General features: G+C 72.8%; 14 protein-coding genes. 7 read left to right on the forward strand and 7 right to left on the reverse strand.

The annotated features are described in order from the left end of the window. Positions 1-56: 56 nt before the first annotated feature. The 5 genes from OHB04_RS30565 to OHB04_RS30585 all read right to left on the reverse strand — a co-directional run bounded on the left by OHB04_RS30565 (position 57) and on the right by OHB04_RS30585 (position 5,985). The gene (locus OHB04_RS30565) at positions 57-857 is read right to left on the reverse strand and encodes an adenosylcobinamide-GDP ribazoletransferase (RefSeq protein WP_326690859.1); all 801 of its coding nucleotides are present in this window, start codon (positions 855-857) and stop codon (positions 57-59) included. An 11-nt stretch (positions 858-868) separates the two neighbouring features. Continuing rightward, positions 869-1,567 carry a hypothetical protein gene (locus OHB04_RS30570; protein WP_326690860.1) on the reverse strand — a complete coding sequence of 233 codons (699 nt, stop codon included), beginning with the start codon at positions 1,565-1,567 and terminating at the stop codon, positions 869-871. 42 nt (positions 1,568-1,609) lie between these two features. Next, positions 1,610-3,346, reverse strand: a complete 1,737-nt coding sequence (locus tag OHB04_RS30575) for a phosphatidylglycerol lysyltransferase domain-containing protein (RefSeq protein ID WP_326690861.1) — start codon at positions 3,344-3,346, stop codon at positions 1,610-1,612. Between the two features lie 201 nt (positions 3,347-3,547). Then, a complete protein-coding gene (locus tag OHB04_RS30580) occupies positions 3,548-4,693 on the reverse strand; it encodes a nicotinate-nucleotide--dimethylbenzimidazole phosphoribosyltransferase (protein ID WP_326690862.1) in 1,146 nt (381 codons plus the stop codon). Positions 4,694-4,779: 86 nt separating this feature from the next. Further along, a complete protein-coding gene (locus OHB04_RS30585) occupies positions 4,780-5,985 on the reverse strand; it encodes a bifunctional adenosylcobinamide kinase/adenosylcobinamide-phosphate guanylyltransferase (RefSeq protein WP_326690863.1) in 1,206 nt (401 codons plus the stop codon). 256 nt (positions 5,986-6,241) lie between these two features. Here OHB04_RS30585 and OHB04_RS30590 point away from each other — a divergent pair, with 256 nt between their 5' ends. Both OHB04_RS30590 and OHB04_RS30595 read left to right on the forward strand, forming a co-directional pair. Continuing rightward, positions 6,242-6,496, forward strand: a complete 255-nt coding sequence (locus OHB04_RS30590; RefSeq protein WP_326690864.1) for a hypothetical protein — start codon at positions 6,242-6,244, stop codon at positions 6,494-6,496. Positions 6,497-6,767: 271 nt separating this feature from the next. Continuing rightward, positions 6,768-7,205 carry a hypothetical protein gene (locus tag OHB04_RS30595; RefSeq protein ID WP_326690865.1) on the forward strand — a complete coding sequence of 146 codons (438 nt, stop codon included), beginning with the start codon at positions 6,768-6,770 and terminating at the stop codon, positions 7,203-7,205. 134 nt (positions 7,206-7,339) lie between these two features. On the opposite strand, the gene OHB04_RS30600 is transcribed toward OHB04_RS30595, so the two are convergent. Both OHB04_RS30600 and OHB04_RS30605 read right to left on the reverse strand, forming a co-directional pair. After that, the gene (locus OHB04_RS30600; RefSeq protein ID WP_326692994.1) at positions 7,340-8,089 is read right to left on the reverse strand and encodes a class I SAM-dependent methyltransferase; all 750 of its coding nucleotides are present in this window, start codon (positions 8,087-8,089) and stop codon (positions 7,340-7,342) included. Positions 8,090-8,100: 11 nt separating this feature from the next. After that, positions 8,101-8,697, reverse strand: a complete 597-nt coding sequence (locus tag OHB04_RS30605; protein WP_326808727.1) for a DUF3043 domain-containing protein — start codon at positions 8,695-8,697, stop codon at positions 8,101-8,103. A 253-nt stretch (positions 8,698-8,950) separates the two neighbouring features. Here OHB04_RS30605 and OHB04_RS30610 point away from each other — a divergent pair, with 253 nt between their 5' ends. The 5 genes from OHB04_RS30610 (at position 8,951) to OHB04_RS30630 (ending at position 15,427) form a co-directional block, all read left to right on the forward strand. Continuing rightward, positions 8,951-9,748 (forward strand): PspA/IM30 family protein, encoded by a 798-nt coding sequence (locus OHB04_RS30610; RefSeq protein ID WP_326808728.1) that lies wholly within the window; start codon positions 8,951-8,953, stop codon positions 9,746-9,748. Between the two features lie 26 nt (positions 9,749-9,774). Beyond that, complete coding sequence (gene pspAA / locus OHB04_RS30615; protein WP_326690868.1) at positions 9,775-10,053, forward strand: PspA-associated protein PspAA; 279 nt, start codon at positions 9,775-9,777, stop codon at positions 10,051-10,053. Positions 10,054-10,141: 88 nt separating this feature from the next. Beyond that, positions 10,142-11,434 (forward strand): sensor histidine kinase, encoded by a 1,293-nt coding sequence (locus OHB04_RS30620; protein WP_326690869.1) that lies wholly within the window; start codon positions 10,142-10,144, stop codon positions 11,432-11,434. Beyond that, positions 11,431-12,117 (forward strand): response regulator transcription factor, encoded by a 687-nt coding sequence (locus OHB04_RS30625; RefSeq protein WP_326690870.1) that lies wholly within the window; start codon positions 11,431-11,433, stop codon positions 12,115-12,117. Before OHB04_RS30620 ends, OHB04_RS30625 begins: the two co-directional genes overlap by 4 nt. 163 nt (positions 12,118-12,280) lie before the next feature. Then, positions 12,281-15,427: an efflux RND transporter permease subunit gene (locus OHB04_RS30630; protein WP_326808729.1), complete on the forward strand. Its 3,147-nt coding sequence runs from the start codon at positions 12,281-12,283 to the stop codon at positions 15,425-15,427. Positions 15,428-15,451 lie beyond the last annotated feature (24 nt).

A 15,451-nucleotide genomic window follows, 5' to 3' on the forward strand; every position in this document is an offset into this window, starting at 1 on the left:
TCACCTCCGTTCCGTGTCCCGCCGTCGCGGCGGACAACGCGGCCGGCAACAAACGGTCACAGAACGGTCAGGGCGACGAGTGCGGCCGTCGCCGCGGTCTCGGCGAGCGCGCCGAAGACATCGCCGGTCACCCCGCCGAACCGGCGGACACAGTGCCGCAGCAGCAGTTCGGCAGCCCCCAGCCCCAGCACGGCGGCGGCCCCGGCCCCAAGTGCCGCGCCCGGTCCCGGAAGCCCGCTCGCGGCGGCGAGGACAACGACGGCGCCCGCCACCAGGAGCGCGCCGGAACGGGGCACCGTTCCGGCGACGGCGGCGCCCAGCCCTCCGCTCCGGGCGGCCGGCACCCCCTCCCGCGAGGCGAGGGTCAGTGCTGTGCGGGAGACGAGCGCGGCCACCGCGCCACCCGCGGCGCCCACGGCCCAGCCCCGGTCGTAGAGCGAGGCGAGCGCCGCGGCCTGCCCCAGCAGCACCAGCACGAGGGTGACGACGCCGAACGGGCCGATGTCGGATCGTTTCATGATCCGCAGGGCCTCTTCGGCGGGCTTGCCGCTGCCCAGCCCGTCGGCGACATCGGCGAGCCCGTCCAGGTGCAGGCCCCGGGTGAGTACGGCGGGCACCGCCACCGTCGCGACCCCGGCGAGCAGTGCGGAGACCCCGCACACCAGCAGCAGGGCGCCGACGGCCGAGGCGGCGAGCCCCACCACGAGCCCGGCCAGCGGCGCGCACTCCATTCCGCGCCGCGCGGCGGGACGGTCCCAGCGGGCGACCCGTACGGGCAGCAGCGTCAGCGTGCCGAAGGCGAACCGCACGCCGTCGGCGAGCGAGGCGCGCTCGGCGTCGGGCGGGGAGCTGTTCACGAGGACGCAGGCTACCCGGGCCCTGGCCGCAGCCTGCGGGGAGGGCGCAGCACCCGCAGCGCGCACAGCGCCAGCACCACGCCGACGGCGGCCAGGTGTTCGCGCGCGGCGAGGTTCGGCATCAGCACGTACTCGGCGGCCATCGCCAATACCACCAGTACACAGGTGAGCCAGGCGCGGTAGCACCAGGCCACATACGCGGCCAGCGCCACGACGGCGGCCGAGGGGCCGGTGTCGTGGATGCCGGCGGTGTCGGCGGGCAGCCCCAGGACGGGGAAGCCGGGCCCGAGCGCGGTGCCCAGTCGTGCGTACCACGTTCCGGCGAGCGTGCCGAGGTAGGCGACGGCGAGCGTGCGCGCGGGCCCCACGGTGGTCTCCGCGACGGCGAAGAGGAAGAGCACCTGTACCAGCGCGCCCCACAGCGGCAGGTCGGCGGCCGGGACGAACAGCGAGAGCGGGGTGCGGGCCAGCGCCTCCCACCAGGGCAGCCCCGCCGAGATCCCGCCGAGCCGGTGCACCAGGGCGTGCGCCCCGGCGCCGGTGTCCTGCCACAGCTGGAAGGCGAGGGTCAGACACAGGCAGGCGAGGGTGAGGGGCAGGGCCGCCGCCTTGCGCGCGGCCAGCGCGTCGTGGACGTCCCGGTACAGCGGCAGCCACTCGCGCCGTACGGCCTCCCGCGTCCGGGCCCGCGCCCGGACGCGGGCGCTCACCGGGCCGCTCACCGGGCGCTCACCGCGTGCTCAGCCGGGCGTTCACCGGGTGCGCCGCATGCAGCGGGAGACCACGGGAATGTCCAAGAAGCCCTCGGCCACCGCGCCGGCGAAGCCGATCCTGGGCAGCTCGCTGCTCTTGGCGAACAGGATGAAGCGCGGCTCCCACACGGGCCGGTACTTCACGTTGGCGCGGTAGAGCGACTCGATCTGCCACCAGCGCGAGAAGAAGCTCAGCAGCGAGCGCCACAGCCGCAGCACGGGCCCGGCGCCCAGCTGCGCCCCGCGTTCGAACACGGAGCGGAACATGGCGAAGTTCAGCGAGATCTGGGTGACGCTCACCTCGTGGGCGCGCCGGATCAGTTCCAGGACGGCGAACTCCATCAGCCCGTTCTCCGCTTCGCGGTCCCTGCGCATCAGGTCCAGCGACAGCCCTTCGCGGCCCCAGGGCACGAACGAGAGCAGGGCGCGCAGGGCGCCTTGGGAGTCGCGGCACTCGACCATCACGCACCGCCCGTCGGCGGGGTCGCCGAGCCGGCCGAGCGCCATGGAGAACCCGCGCTCGGTCTCACTGTCGCGCCACTGTTCGGCGCGACGCATCAGCCGGGCCATCTCTGCGGGCGGGATGTCCTGGTGACGCCGGATCCGCGCCTGGTAGCCGGCGCGCCGCACCCGGTTGTACGCCTGGCGCACGGCCCGTATCGCGCGGCCCTCCAGGGTGAAGTCCGCGGTCTCCACGATCGCTTCGTCGCCGAGTTCGAGCGCGGCCAGACCGTGCCGGGAGTAGATGGTGCCCGCGATCTCGCCGGCGCCCATCACGGCGGGCGCCCAGGCGTGCTCCTCGGCCTCGGTGAGCCAGGCGTCGATGGCGCCGGGCCAGGCTTCGGGGTCGCCGATGGGGTCGGCGGAGGCGAGGGAGACGCCGCCGAGGACGCGGTAGGTGACGGCGGCCTTTCCGGTGGGGGACCAGATGACGCTCTTGTCGCGGCGCAGCGCGAAGTAGCCGAGGGAGTCGCGCTCGCCGTGCCGCTCCAGCAGCAGCCGCAGCCGCTCCTCGTCCTCGGCGGTCATCGGCTGGGTCGCGCGGCGCGAGCGGAAGGCGGCCAGCAGGACGAGCAGGAGCAGCAGCGCGGCCATGACGTTGATGAACACGTCGACCCAGCCGGGGATGGCGATGCCGTCCGCCCGGTCCTCGGTGCCGGCGATGAAGACGAGCCGCCCCACCGCGTACGCCAACCGGCTGCCCAGGTCCGAGCGGGCGTCGACGGGGGACTGGTTGGTGACGGTGACCAGGAGGGTGGCCAGCGCGGTGGTCACCAGCAGCCCGCCGAAGGCGACGGCCAGCGCCAGCCGGGGGTTGGCGCGGTCGCCCTTGGCGGGGAATTCCCGGCGGCCGACCAGCAGACAGAGCACGAACAGCGCGGTGAGCGACCACGAGAGCCAGTCGAAGGCGTGCGCCCGCAGTTCGGGGAAGGTCGCCATCACGGCCGTGTAGAGCGCCAGGACCAGCGCGCCCATGGCGAGGTTGAGGATCCACGCCGCGCGCTTGCGCCGCCGCATGGTGACGGCCAGCACCGCCACGAACAGCGCGCCCGTGAACCCGGGCGCCACCAGGTGCGGGGTGAAGAAGTCGCCGTCGTTGTGCCGCTTCAGGTCACGGCCGAAGGAGATCCAGACCGCGCCGAGCAGGTTGACGACGGTGGCGGCCCGCAGATACCAGATGACGAAGGCCGAGGCGTACTCGCGCGGGCCCGGGTGCGCGGACGAGGGCTCTCCCATGCGGGGGAGCATATGCGACGTAAGGAGTGAAACGGACGGTAGGTCGGTGCGCCGCCGTACGCCCTGGTGCACCCCGGTGTGCCGACCCGCCGGCGAGCGTACGGAGCTGTCCGCGCGCCGGAAGTTTCCGTCAGCGCGCCGAAAGCGTCGTCAGGGCGTCGTCGGCGCCATCGGCGCGCCCTCGCGTCCCGTCCGTGGATCTCAGGTGGCGTCCACGGCGCCCCGGCCGCCGTCCGAGGGTCCCGCCGCCGTGTTCTCCGCTGCCGCGCCGTCCCCGCTCCCGTCGTCGTCCTTGTCCGCCTCCCGGACGGGCAGTTCGGCGGCCAGCGCCGCCGCCGCACGCACCAGCGGGAGCGCCAGCAGCGCCCCGGTGCCGCCACCCACCGCGATGCCCTGGTCGAGCAGCGGGTCGACGGCCATCCGGTCCAGCGCCTTGGCCTGCGCGGGCTCGCCTGTGCTCTGCCCCGCCAGCCACCAGTCCGGCGCCCGGAACGCGACCCGCTGGCCCACCAGCGCGCACGCCGCCGAGACCACCCCGTCCAGGATGACCGGCGTGTGCCGCACGGCCGACTGGAGCAAGAAGCCCGTCGTCGCGGTCAGGTCGGCGCCGCCCACGGTCGCCAGCAGCTGGAGCTGGTCGCCCAGCACCGGCCTGGCCCTGCGCAGCCCGTCCCGGATCGCGGCGCACTTGCGCATCCACGTCAGGTCGTCGATGCCGCCCCCGCCGCGCCCGGTCACCACCGAGGCGTCCGTGCCGCACAGCGCGGCGATCAGCGTCCCGGCCGCCGTGGTGCCGCCCACGCTCAGGTCGCCGAGCACCACCAGGTCCGTGCCCGCGTCGGCCTCCTCGTCGGCGACGGCCATTCCCGCGCGGAACGCCTCCTCGGCCTCCTCGGGCGTGAGCGCGTCCTCGATGTCCAGCCGGCCCGAGGAGCGGCGCACCCGGTGCCGGGTCACCTCGGCGGGCAGCTCGCCCGGGTCGCAGTCCAGCGCCATGTCCACCACGCGCACCGGCACCTCGAAGCGCCGCGCGAGCACGGCGGCGGGCGAGGCGCCCTCCAGTGTCTCCCGCACCAGTTCGACGGCGGTGCCCCCGGCGTGGGTGGAGACGCCCAGCCCGGCCACACCGTGGTCGCCCGCGAACACCACCAGCCGGGGAGCGGTCACCGGCCGCACCGGCACCTGGGCCTGCGCCGAGCCGAGCCACTCGCCCAACTCGTCCAGCCGCCCCAGCGCTTGCGGGGGCAGCCCGGTCAGCGTCCGGCGCTCCTCGGCCTCCTGGCGCAAACCGCCGTGGGGTCGCTCGATGAGGTCGGAGAAGTCGTCCAGGTCCAGGCGCTCACTCATGGTGGCTGAGCGTACGTGACGCCCCGGCGGCCTTCATCACCCCCGGTGCCGGCCCGCCGTCGCCCGGCGCCCCCGGGCAGGAGCGCTCAGCGCAGCGGGGTGGCGATGCCCCCGACGGTGAGCAGCACGTGCTCGCACTCGGCGGCGAACGCGGCGTTGAGACGGCCCAGTTCGTCGCGGAAGCGCCGCCCGGCGGGGGTGGCGGGCACCACCCCGGAGCCCACCTCGTTGCTGACGGCCACGATCCGCCGCCGCGTGCCCCGTACCGCCTCCGTCAGCGCGCCGACCCGCTCCTTCAGCCGGTCCGCGCCGCCCTTGGTCCACAGCGTGTCGTCCCACGCCTCGACCTCGTCCATCACGTGTGTCAGCCACAGCGACAGACAGTCGATCAGCAGCGGCGGCCCGTCCGCCGCCAGCAGCGGCACCAGGTCGCACGTCTCCTCGGTGCGCCAGGACGCCGGGCGCCGGTCGCGGTGCTCGGCCACCCGGTCGCCCCACTCCGGGTCCCCGTCGCGGCTGCCGCTGGTGGCCACGTACACCACGCCGGGGAACGCCGCCAGCCGCCGCTCCGCCTCCACCGACTTGCCCGAGCGCGCCCCGCCCAGCACGAGGGTGCGGCGCGGGACGTCGGGGACCGCGTGGTAGGCGCCGACGCTGAGCGTCGTGCCGTCCGGCACCGCGCGGGCCCCGGCGGCGGCCAGCCGGCGGTGCAGCTCGGGGCCCGGTACGCCGTCGTGCCCGAGGTGGACGGCCAGCACGTCCGTGGCCGGGCCGACGGAGCCCGCCGCGCGCAGCCGGGCCAGCGCGTCCGGCCGCCCGAGGACGTCCAGCAGCACCATGTCGTACGACGGGATGTGCCGGCCCGTCTCCCCGGCCCCGGCCAGTGCCGTGCCCGGCGGCAGGTACAGCAGCCGCTCCCCGCCGGGCCCGGTCACCTGGTAGCCGGTGCCCGGCGAGTCCAGTGCCATGGCCCGCACCCGGTGCCCGCTGATGAGCGCCAGCTCCTGCCGGTCCGGGACCCGCACGGGCGCGGGCAGCCCGACGGGGACCTCCAGCGCGGGTCCGTCGTGCGGGTGGGAGAGCAGCACCTGGCGTACGCCGCTGAGCGACTGCCCGGCCCGCGCGGCGGCGAAGGCGGGCCCCGGGGTCAGGTCGAGCAGCAGGGTGCCGTCGACCAGCAGCGCCGTGGCGGCCCGCGCCTCCGCGCCGGTCGCGGCGGCGCAGCGCGCGCAGGGGCAGTCGGGCCGGGGGAGTCCGGCGGGCTCGCCGGTGCCGAGCAGAGTGAGTTCCACCTCACGATCGTCTCGCGACCCGCCGCCGCGTGCGCACAGGGGACTGAAGCGGGCGCGGGGAAGTCAGGTGCGGTTCGGGAGCGCCCCGAAGGGGTGCGGGACCGTGTCACATGCGGCTCCGCCGCGATGGGGGAACGACAAGTCCGGGGGCACCTCCCTGCTCGAAGAGCTCGGGGGAGCTCCCGCAGACGGCGTACCGGACTTCCAGCGGAGCGCTTAGGCTTCCGGGAGCAACCGGCGATCTCGGGAGGCACTGATGGCGTGGACGTGGCGGTTCGAGAAGTCCGACGGCTCGGAGACGGAACCGGCGGTCCAGCCCGAGGAGTTCCCCACTCAGGGGGACGCGGAGTCGTGGATCGGCGAGGTGTGGAAGGAACTGCTGGACGGAGGCGCCGATCAGGTGACCCTCCTGGAGGACGCCACCACCGTCTACGGCCCCATGAGCCTGCACGCCGAGACCTCGGGCGGCGAGGAGACGGAGGTCGCCGAGGGCACGGGCGCCGTCGACTGAGCCCCGGGCCGTCAGTCGCGCGTCTGTGAGCCGCGCGCTCCGGCAGCCGCGCGTCTGTGAGCCGGCCCGGTCCGGCGGCCCGCGGTGGTCCGTCAGCCGCCCGCTCTGTCAGCTCCGCGGGTCCGTCAGCCGTACGGGTCCCGTGGGGCCAGTGTCTCCCGTACCCTGGTTTGTCCGGCTTTCAACTCCCGTTTCCCCTCCGTACGTTGGGCGGGGAACGCCGCCCGACGCGGTGCGGAAAACGTCGCGCGGGCCGATACGCTCGGTTCCCATGAACGTACGTGGCGCGGTATTCGTGGTCCTGCGCGGCCCGGCGGGCAAGCGGGACGAGACTCTGGCGACGATGCGGAAGGCGGGGATCTTCGCCGAGAGGTCGGTACGCGGCCCCGATGTCATCGAAGCCTTCTTCTACGGCGGTGAGGAGCGCCCCAGCCCCCGGTTCATGGACGCCTGCGCCGCCCATGTGACCAAGGCGGCGCTCGGCACGGACTTCGCCGTGGAGGAGACAGGCACCATCAGCAGCGGCGCCGCCTCCCGCCGCCTCGCCTACAACCGGCGTACGGGGGAATGGCTGGGCGCCTTCATCGACACCGAGGCCCCCGAAGAGGCCCGCACGCGGACACTGGCCCACCTCGCGCAGGAGCGGGGCATCGAGGTGGCCGACATAGAGCTCCGCGAGCCCCCCGAGTTCCAGATCCCCGCCAGCTGACCGGATCGGCCACCCGGGTGCGCGGCTGCCCCAGCCGCGCACCCGGACACCCGTCACACGTCACCCGTCAGACCGGCGACGGCCGTATGAGCCGCGCCCCCGTCACGGGTGAGGCGCGCCCCGTCGCAGCCGTGTCAGCCGCGCACCCCGCACAGGTGCAGCGAGGCCGCCACCGCGCGGTAGGGGTCCGTGCGCCCGGCCCGCTCCTCGGCGTCCGACCGGGCCGCCGGGATCTCCGCGGCCACGGAGGCCTCCGTGCCGTCGGGCACCTCGGCGGGTCCCCCGGCGCCGGACGGTTCGTCCGACGAGAAGACCCCCACGCCGTACCACTGCACCAGCGGCACTCCGATGCGCGTCAGGAACGACGTCAGCGACTCCAGCCGCAAGAAGCGGTCCTGCTGGTCCTGCCCCTCGGCCCCCTCGGCGGCCGGTCCGGTCAGGGACTCCAGCGCGCCCTCCCAGTCTCCGGCCAGCCCGGGGCGCATCGCCCGCGCCGTCACGTTCGGGATCACCAGCGAGAGCAGCCCGCCCGCGTCCAGGACCCGGGCGAGCCCGGCCAGCGTGCTGTCGGGATCGCGGGCCTGGTCCAGGACGTCGTGGCACAGCACCACGTCGAACGTGCCGGGAAGAAAGTGTGCCCCTGTGTCCTGGCCGCTCCCCGGCACGACCCGGAACCGCTCGCGTATGCCCTCCGGCTGCCGCTCCAGCGAGCCCCGCACGTGGGCGAGCAGCGTCGGGTCGGACTCCAGGCCGGTGACCTGGTGTCCCGCGCGGAGGAGCCGCAGGGCCTGGTTGCCCTCGCCCAGTCCGATGTCGAGCACCCGGAGCCGCCGCCCCACCTCGAAGTGAGCGGCGATCCGCTCATCGAGCTGCCGGGCGACCAGCTCCTGCCGGATCAGGGCTTCTCGCCGCGTGCGACCTGCGGCTTGGGCAGGCGCATCCGGCGCATCTGGAGGGTCCGCATCAGTGCGTAGGCGACGGCGCCGCGCCTGGGCTCGTCGGGGTAGCGCTCCCGGATCCGCCTCTTGAGACGTACGGTCACGCCGACCGAGTCCACGATGATCAGCACGATCACCACGAGCCACAGCAGCAGCGAGATGTTCTTGAGCTGGAGCGAGGGGAGCATGCTCAGCACGAGGATGACCACGGCCATGGGCAGGAAGAACTCCGCCACGCTGAATCGCGCGTCCACGAAATCCCGCGCCAGGCGCCGTACCGGGCCCTTGTCGCGGGCAGGCAGATAGCGCTCATCGCCGCTGGCCAGCGCTTCGCGCTGCTTCGCCATGTCGGCACGCCTGGCCTCCCGCTGACGCTTGACGGCGTCCTTGCGGTTCATCGGCGTCGAGGCGACGGAGCGCCGTGGCCCCCGGGCCTCGCTGCGCTTGGGGGTGGGGCGGCCCTTGGGTGCCTCAGGGTCGCGGGGCTGTTTGGTCTCGGCCGCGCTCACCTGGGGTGACGCGGCATGACCTTCTTTCGAACGGCTTCGGAACACTCTTCAAGAGTACGGTGTGGTCAGGAGTGGGCCCCAGTCCCTGGGGGCACGATCCCGCAACACCGGTCCTCACTGCTGAGCGCCGCCTACTCCCTGCGCCGGAGAGGTCACGCTCCTGATCGTCCTACAGGAGGAGCGTATCCACGCTTGAACGGTGCGGTAATGGAACAAGGCCCCGTACTCTGGGGTCTGTATATGTGCCGAGGGCTTGAGTCCGTTACGAAGGGGGCGCGCGAGGCCCATGAGCGGTGTCATGAAGCGTATGGGGATGATCTTCCGCGCGAAGGCCAACAAGGCCCTGGACCGGGCTGAGGACCCGCGCGAAACGCTTGACTACTCCTACCAGAAGCAACTGGAACTGCTTCAGAAAGTGCGCCGGGGTGTGGCCGACGTCGCCACCTCCCGTAAGCGTCTGGAGCTACAGATGACCCAGCTCCAGGGGCAGTCCACCAAGCTGGAGGACCAGGGCAAGAAGGCCCTCGCCCTCGGCCGTGAGGACCTGGCCCGGGAGGCGCTCTCCCGCAGGGCGGCCCTCCAGCAGCAGGTCACCGATCTGGAAGGGCAGCATCAGACGCTCCAGGGCGAGGAGGAGAAGCTGACCCTCGCGGCACAGCGCCTCCAGGCCAAGGTGGACGCCTTCCGCACGAAGAAGGAGACCATCAAGGCCACCTACACCGCGGCCCAGGCCCAGACCCGGATCGGCGAGGCGTTCTCCGGCATCTCCGAGGAGATGGGCGACGTCGGCATGGCCATCCAGCGGGCCGAGGACAAGACGGCACAGCTCCAGGCCCGCTCCGGCGCGATCGACGAGCTGCTCGCCTCCGGCGCGCTGGACGACCAGTCCGGCATGGCCAAGGACGACATCACCGCCGAGCTGGACCGCCTCTCCGGCGGCACGGACGTGGAGCTGGAGCTCCAGCGGATGAAGGCGGAGCTGGCAGGCGGCCCCTCCGGCGGCCAGCAGGCCATCGAGGGCGGCGACCAGCAGGGCCAGACGGGCCAGTCGGGAGCACAGCAGCCGCAGGACACGCCTAAGTTCAGCAAGGAGTGATCCGCGAGCCCGCGAAGGAGACCGGCATGATCGTAAGGATCATGGGTGAAGGCCAGGTGAAGCTGGACGACAGCCACTTCGCCGAGCTGAACAAGCTGGATGACGAGCTGCTCGCCGAGATGGAGAGCGGTGACGAGGCGGGCTTCCGCCGCACGCTCGGCGCCCTGCTGGACGCGGTGCGCCGGCTGGGCTCTCCCCTTCCCGACGACGCCCTCGAACCTTCCGAGCTGATCCTTCCCGCACCCGAGGCGTCCCTCGAAGAGGTGCGGGAGATGCTCACCGACGAAGGACTCATTCCGGGTTAGACCCTTGTGCCGCTTCTCCGGGGGCCGGGCCTCGCCGGGCCCCCGGAGAAGCGGGACAGCGGCAGATTTCAAGAGAGCCGGGCATACGGTGCCTGCTGTGACACTCCGCGAGATCCGCGAGCGACTCCGCGCACATCCCCACGCAGTCGACGTTCTGCTCGCCATGGGCACGTTCGGCTGCATCCTCCTCAGCGCCGCCACCGAGCCGCACGGGCCCAACGCCTCCCCCCACTTCGCCGAGCGCGGGATCAACGGCCAGACGGTGCTGCTGGCCGCGCTCGCCTGCGGGGTGCTGACGCTGCGCCGCCGGGCACCGCTGCCGGTGCTGATGCTCACCAGCCTGATCTCGGTCATCGCCCTCGTCGTCGACACCGGCACGGCCGCCAACTCCGGCCGCCAGACCACCCTCGTCTTCGCCGCGGTCATCGCGCTCTACACCTTCACCAACACCACGGGCCGCACCACCGGCTGGCGCGTCGGCGCCACCACCGTCGTGGTGCTCACCGGCGCCGGCATGCTCTTCGGGGCCCGTCCCTGGTACGCGCAGGAGAACCTCGGCATCCTCGCCTGGACGGGGCTGGCCGCCGCCGTCGGCGAGGCCGTGCGCAACAGACGGGCCTTCGTCGCCGCCATACGCGAGCGCGCCGAGCGGGCCGAGCGCACCCGCGAGGAGGAGGCCAGGCGGCGCGTCGCCGAGGAGCGGATGCGCATCGCCCGCGAGCTCCACGACGTGGTCGCCCACCACATCGCGCTGGTCAACGTCCAGGCCGGCGTCGCCTCGCACGTCATGGACCAGCGCCCTGACCAGGCCAAACAAGCCCTCGCTCATGTGCGCGAGGCCAGCAGGCACGCGCTGGGGGAGCTACAGACCACCGTCGGGCTGCTGCGCCAGTCCGGGGAGAGCGCCGCGCCCACCGAACCTGCCCCCGGGCTCGCCGTGCTGGACGACCTCGTGGCCGGCTTCCGCCGGGCCGGGCTGTCCGTTGACCTGTCCGCGCCTCCGCCCGGCGAGGACGGGCAGAAGCTGTCCTCGGCCGTGGACCTGACCGCCTACCGCGTCGTCCAGGAGGCGCTCACCAACGTCCAGAAGCACGTGGGCAGCGGGGCGCACGCCGAGGTCGGCATCGGCCGGGCGGACGGCGCCCTGGAGATCACCGTCGTCGACGACGGAGCCGGGCACGCGGCCCAGGGCGGCGACGACACGGGCGATCCCGAGCCGGGCGAGCCCGGGGCGGGGGGCCACGGGCTGGTCGGCATGCGCGAGCGGGCCGCGGCCCTGCACGGCGAGTGCGAGACCGGACCGCTGCCCGGTGGCGGCTTCCGGGTCCACGTACGGTTGCCGCTGGAGACCGCAGCGCGCCGTGAGGAGACCCCCGCATGATCCGTGTCGTACTCGCCGACGACCAGGCGCTGTTGCGCAGCGCGTTCCGGGTGCTGGTCGACTCCGAGCCCGACATGGAGGTCGTCGGCGAGGCGGCCGACGGGGCGGAGGCGGTCGCGGTGGTGCGCGAACTCGGCGCCGATGTGGTGCTGATGGACATCCGCATGCCCGGCACCGACGGCCTCGCCGCGACCCGCGCCATCAGCGCCGACCCCGCGCTCGACCACGTCAAGGTCGTCATCCTCACCACCTTCGAGGTCGACGACTACGTCGTCGGCTCGCTGCGCGCCGGGGCCTCCGGCTTCCTCGGCAAGGGCGCAGAGCCGGGCGAACTGCTCTCCGCGATCCGCACGGCCGCCAAGGGTGAGGCACTGCTGTCGCCGGTGGCGACCAAGGGCCTCATCGCCCGGTTCCTCGCCCAAGGTGGCCCCGACGGGTACGACGGCACGGACGGGGCCGGGGCCGCCCGTCTCAACGCGCTGACCGGCCGGGAGCGCGAGGTGCTCGCGCAGGTCGGCGCCGGTCTGTCCAACGACGAGATAGCCGAGCGCCTCGACGTCAGCCCGCTGACGATCAAGACGCACGTCAACCGCACCATGTCCAAGCTCGGCGCCCGCGACCGGGCCCAGTTGGTCGTGGCGGCGTACGAGAGCGGGCTCGTGCGGCCCTCGGGTGGAGGCTGACGTACTCCGCCCGCAGTACGCGGCGCGGGGAGAAGGGGACCTGGGGCGGACAACTCCGTGTCTCCGGTGGGTCAGGGTGTAGGCGGCACAGGTGTCTGCCCGTAAATGCCCGTACAGCGGCGACACCGGCACCACCCCTTCCCGAGAGAGAGACCTGGCTCCCATGTCCTGGCTGTCCCGCCTCAGCCTCCTTCAGCGTGGGCTGATAGGGCTGATGGCGCTCATCGCCGTCGCCTTCGGCGCCATCGCCGTCCCCCAGCTCAAACAACAACTCCTGCCCTCCATCGACCTGCCCATGGTCTCGGTCATCGCGCCGTACCAGGGTGCCTCGCCCGACGTGGTCGAGAAGCAGGTCGTGGAGCCCCTGGAAGACAACATCCAGGGCGTCGACGGCATCACGAGCGTCAACTCGACGGCGAGCGAGGGCTCCGCGGTCGTCATGGCCCAGTTCGACTACGGCGACAAGTCCGAGCAGACCATCGCCGATGTCCAGCAGGCCGTGAACCGCACCCGCGCCACGCTGCCGGACGGAGTCGACCCGCAGGTCGTGGCCGGTGGCACCGACGACATCCCGACCGTCGTCCTCGCCGCCTCTGCCGACGGGCGGGACCAGCAGTCCCTCTCCGACGCGCTGGACAGCTCCGTCATCCCGGTCCTCAAGGACATCAAGGGCGTCAGCCAGGTCACCGTCGACGGTGTGCAGGACCAGGTCGTCGCCGTCACCCCCGACACCAAGAAGCTGGCCAAGGCGCGGCTGTCCCCGGCCGATCTGTCCAAGGCCCTCCAATCGGGCGGCGCTTCGGTCCCGGCCGGCTCCTTCGCCGAGGACGGCAAGAGCAAGACCGTCCAGGTCGGCAACGGCTTCACCTCGCTCAAGCAGATCGAGGGGCTGCGCATCCCCGCCAAGGGCGGGGGCGGGGACCCGGTCAGCGTCGGTGACGTCGCCGAGGTCCGGCAGGCCCCCGACCAGGCCACCTCCCTCACCCGCACCAACGGGCACCGCAGCTTGTCCGTCTCGCTGACCATGGACACCGACGGCAGCGCCGTCGACATCTCCGACGAGGTCAAGGACAAGCTGCCCCAGCTCCGCGACGACCTGGGCAAGGGCGCCAAGCTCACCGTCGTGTCCGACCAGGGCCCGCAGGTCTCCAAGTCCATCAGCTCCCTGACCACCGAGGGCGCGCTGGGCCTGGTCTTCGCCGTCGTGGTGATCCTCGTCTTCCTGCTGTCGCTGCGCTCCACGCTGGTGACGGCGGTCTCCATCCCGCTGTCCGTGGTGCTGACACTGATCGTGCTGTGGTCGCGGGACCTGTCCCTCAACATGCTGACGCTGGGCGCCTTGACCATCGCCATCGGCCGGGTCGTCGACGACTCGATCGTGGTGCTGGAGAACATCAAGCGGCACCTGGCATACGGCAAGGAACGCACCACCGCCATCCTCGACGCCGTCAAGGAGGTCTCCGGCGCGATCACCGCCTCCACGCTGACGACGGTGGCCGTCTTCCTCCCGATGGCGTTCGTCGGCGGCATGGTGGGCGCGCTGTTCGGCGGCTTCTCCCTCACCATCACGGTCGCCCTGCTGGCCTCGCTGCTGGTGTCGCTGACGGTCGTGCCGGTGCTCTCGTACTGGTTCCTGCGCGCACCCAAGTCCCTCCGGGGTCTCGCCCCCGAGGAGCAGCGCCGCAAGTCCGAGGAGAAGGAGTCGCGCAGCCCGCTCCAGCGGCTGTACGTGCCGGTGCTGCGGTTCGCCACCCGGCGCCGCCTCACCAGCTTGGTGATCGCCGCGGCGGTGCTCATCGGCACCTTCGGCATGGCGTCGCTGCTGAAGACCAACTTCTTCGACCAGGGCGAGACCCAGCAGCTCTCGATCAGCCAGGAGCTGCCCCCCGGCAGCAGCCTGGGCGCGGCCGACAAGCAGGCCGAGAAGGTCGAGAAGATGATCTCAGGCATCGACGGGGTCGAGGACTACCAGGTCACCGTCGGCTCCGCCGGGCTGATGGCGGCCTTCGGCGGCAGCACGAACACCAACCAGGCGTCGTACCAGCTCAAGCTGGAGGAGACCGCCGACAGCGCCAAGGTCGAGGACGCCGTGCACGACGGGCTCGACAAGCTCGGCTCCTCCGTCGGCGACACCACCGTCAGCGCCGGTGACGGCTTCGGCAGCCAGGACCTGAGCGTGGTCGTCAAGGCCGGCGACGCCCAGGTGCTGGAGAAGGCGTCCGAGCAGGTGCGGGCCAAGGTCGACAAGCTGGACGGCGTCACCGACGTGCAGTCCGACCTGTCCCAGTCCGTGCCGCGCGTCTCGGTCACGGCGAAGGACTCCGCCGCCCGCTACGGGCTGAACGACGCCGCGATCGGCCAGGCCGTCACCCAGGCGGTCAGCGGCACCAAGTCCGGCAAGGCGATCCTGGACGACACCGAGCGCGATGTCGTCGTCCGCTCGCCGGAGCCCGCCGAGACGGTCGCGGCTTTGAAGAAGCTGCCGCTCGGCAAGGTCACGCTGGGCAAGGTCGCCGATGTCCGCACGGTCAACGGCCCGGTCCAGATGACCCGGATCGACGGCGCCCGCGCGGCGACGGTCACGGCGAAGCCGACCGGGGAGAACACCGGCGCGGTCAGCACCAAGCTCCAGTCGGAGATCGACTCGCTGGACCTGCCCAAGGGCGCCACCGCCGAGATCGGCGGCCTCTCGCAGGACCAGGACGAGGCGTTCAGCTCGCTGGGGCTGGCCATGCTGGCGGCCATCGCGATCGTCTTCATGCTGCTGGTCGCGACGTTCCGCTCGCTGATCCAGCCGCTGATCCTGCTGGTCTCGATCCCCTTCGCCGCCACCGGCGCGTTCGGCCTGCTGATCCTCACCGGCACCCCGATGGGCGTCCCGGCGATGATCGGCATGCTGATGCTCATCGGCATCGTGGTGACCAACGCGATCGTGCTGATCGACCTGATCAATCAGTACCGCAGCCAGGGGTACGGCGTCATCGACGCCGTCATCGAGGGTGGCAGGCACCGGCTGCGGCCCATCCTGATGACCGCGCTCGCCACGATCTGCGCCCTGACGCCGATGGCACTCGCGGTCACCGGCGACGGCGGCTTCATATCCCAGCCCCTGGCGGTCGTCGTCATCGGCGGCCTGGTCACCTCAACCCTGCTGACCTTGCTGCTGGTGCCGACGCTCTACGCGATGGTCGAGCTGCGCAAGGAGCGCCGGGCGGCCAAGAAGGCCGCCAAACGAGGGGGCAAGGGGAAGGACGAGGCACCCCCGTCGCCCCGCGAACCCGAGGCGGCGGAAGCCCCCGCCACCTCCTGAACCGCCGGGGTCCGGTCGCACCCG

The organism is Streptomyces sp. NBC_01775 (assembly GCF_035917675.1).
In the GTDB taxonomy this organism is placed as follows: Bacteria; Actinomycetota; Actinomycetes; order Streptomycetales; family Streptomycetaceae; genus Streptomyces.

Excerpts from the sequence above, each read along its gene's own strand:
- OHB04_RS30630 (WP_326808729.1), top strand. The coding sequence starts at position 12,281 with ATGTCCTGGCTGTCCCGCCTCAGCCTCCTTCAGCGTGGGCTGATAGGG.
- OHB04_RS30610 (WP_326808728.1), top strand. The coding sequence starts at position 8,951 with ATGAAGCGTATGGGGATGATCTTCCGCGCGAAGGCCAACAAGGCCCTG.
- pspAA (WP_326690868.1), top strand. The coding sequence starts at position 9,775 with ATGATCGTAAGGATCATGGGTGAAGGCCAGGTGAAGCTGGACGACAGC.
- OHB04_RS30625 (WP_326690870.1), top strand. The coding sequence starts at position 11,431 with ATGATCCGTGTCGTACTCGCCGACGACCAGGCGCTGTTGCGCAGCGCG.
- OHB04_RS30590 (WP_326690864.1), top strand. The coding sequence starts at position 6,242 with ATGGCGTGGACGTGGCGGTTCGAGAAGTCCGACGGCTCGGAGACGGAA.
- OHB04_RS30580 (WP_326690862.1), bottom strand. The coding sequence starts at position 4,693 with ATGAGTGAGCGCCTGGACCTGGACGACTTCTCCGACCTCATCGAGCGA.
- OHB04_RS30595 (WP_326690865.1), top strand. The coding sequence starts at position 6,768 with ATGAACGTACGTGGCGCGGTATTCGTGGTCCTGCGCGGCCCGGCGGGC.
- OHB04_RS30575 (WP_326690861.1), bottom strand. The coding sequence starts at position 3,346 with ATGGGAGAGCCCTCGTCCGCGCACCCGGGCCCGCGCGAGTACGCCTCG.